The 1,678-nt window shown below is 60.7% G+C and carries 2 protein-coding genes; both read right to left on the bottom strand.

Annotation, left to right across the window (positions count from 1 at the left end):
* Positions 1-47: 47 nt before the first annotated feature.
* The gene (locus F6X40_RS41375; protein ID WP_222946317.1) at positions 48-452 is read right to left on the bottom strand and encodes a DUF3331 domain-containing protein; all 405 of its coding nucleotides are present in this window, start codon (positions 450-452) and stop codon (positions 48-50) included.
* Positions 453-483: 31 nt separating this feature from the next.
* A partial coding sequence (locus F6X40_RS41370) for an NAD(P)/FAD-dependent oxidoreductase (RefSeq protein ID WP_187631877.1) occupies positions 484-1,678 on the bottom strand: 1,195 nt, incomplete at its 5' end.

Raw genomic sequence — 1,678 nt, 5'->3', positions numbered from 1 at the left:
GCAGTGTTGATCCGGGAAGGATCAACAGCGAAACACGCCCGCGAAAATCAACAGGATGGATCGCTAAAGGCGAGCTCGACTAATGGTGCGAGCATCATGGCAGCCGCGTTTGCGGGAGGCGGCTCGACCTTTGAGGGGCGGTAGATTACATCGCCTGCGGCGATGCCTTGTCCGCTCAAAGCGCATATACCCGATCGTTTCGCTGTAGCAAGGCGCCAAAGCTGCTCGCCGTACTTGCAACCTCGAGGGTCGCTCCACGATACGGTGGCTGTTCGTGGACTGGGTCGATCGAGCAGCGCGATCGCAACGTCGCCATTCTTGGCCGGCAGACTGCTCGATCCACGCGAATCGACTATATGCCTGACCCGAGCCGCCAATTGTTGCGCGCATCCCCAATCGAGTTGGCCCACTGCGCGCTGCCATGCAGTGTCGGCCGTCACGCATTGATCCATGGCAGTACTCCCGTCAAAAGTGAGGTGGCGTTCAGCTCAGCCGTATCTTTGGCTGCACGAAGCCGTTAATCCGCTCGGCAGTCCACAGCATCATGGCCGTGCCGAAACCGTGCAAAGCCTGCTGATGTTGTCGATAGAGCATGGCGTGACTGAGCTGCGCGAATCGGCCCTTGATAAACCCGCCGCGGAAGAATCCGAACTGCCCGAGCGTCCCAAAAGCGTTGTAGTCGCTCAGCGACACGAGCGCGCCGAAGTCGTGAAATGCAAAGTCGGGCAATGAACCACCGCCGAGCCAGTCCGGCAAGTGCTTTGCGAGGTGTTGTGCCTGTTGCGTGGCGACCTGCGCCGTGGGCGCGAGAGGACGTTCATTGCCGGCGAGCGTCAACGTCGAGCAGTCGCCGAGGGCGAATAGTGCGTCGTCACCCTGCGCCTGCAGGGTTGGCCTGACGATGATCTGGTTGGAACGATTGCTCCCGATGCCATCCAGTTTGCCTAGAAAATCAGAGGCCTTGACGCCCGCCGCCCATACCATCAGATCCGCCGGTTGCTTGCTGCCGTCGGCCAGCCGGAATCCATCGGGTTCGGCGGCGGTCACTCGCGTGCCCGTTCGTACCGTGAAACCGATATGCCGTAACTGTGCCTCGCTGGACTCCGACACCGCGGGCGGAAATGCCGCCAGTACGCGCGGTGCGCTTTCATAAAGGGTGAGGTTCAGACGTGAGCGGACGCCGGGGTCGCCGTAACTCGACGCCACTTCGAGTAAGCGGCTCAATTCCGCTGCCAGTTCGACGCCGGTCGCTCCGGCGCCGACGATAGACACGCGCAACGGGCTATTCGTCACAACGCTCCGGAATATACGGATTCGCAATGCTTCGTTGAAGACTTCAGCCTGTGCCTGGCTGTCAATGAAATGGCAATGATCAAGTACGCCTGGTGTGCCGAAGTCGTTGGCGCGACTGCCTAACGCAAGAATCAGCACATCGTATTCGACCGTGCGCGGCCCGATCACGACCTCCCCCGACGGCGAACGCAGCGCAGCCAGCTTGACGATACGCGCATTGCGGTCCAGGCCTTCCATTTCGCCCGGCTGATAGTTGAAGCCGTGGTCGCGGGCGTGGGCGAGATAGATGACCTGCTGTTGCTGGACATCGCGAGTGCCTGCCGCGATGGTGTGCAGCATGGGCTTCCAGATATGGGTTGCACTTTTGTCGATCAACGTGACCTGA

The organism is Paraburkholderia sp. UCT31, assembly GCF_014397655.1.
Lineage (GTDB): Bacteria > Pseudomonadota > Gammaproteobacteria > Burkholderiales > Burkholderiaceae > Paraburkholderia > Paraburkholderia tuberum.
The sequence above is the reverse complement of the archived record's forward strand: the minus strand, read 5'-3'. Positions and strand labels throughout refer to the sequence as shown.

Excerpts from the sequence above, each read along its gene's own strand:
- F6X40_RS41375 (WP_222946317.1), bottom strand. The coding sequence starts at position 452 with ATGGATCAATGCGTGACGGCCGACACTGCATGGCAGCGCGCAGTGGGC.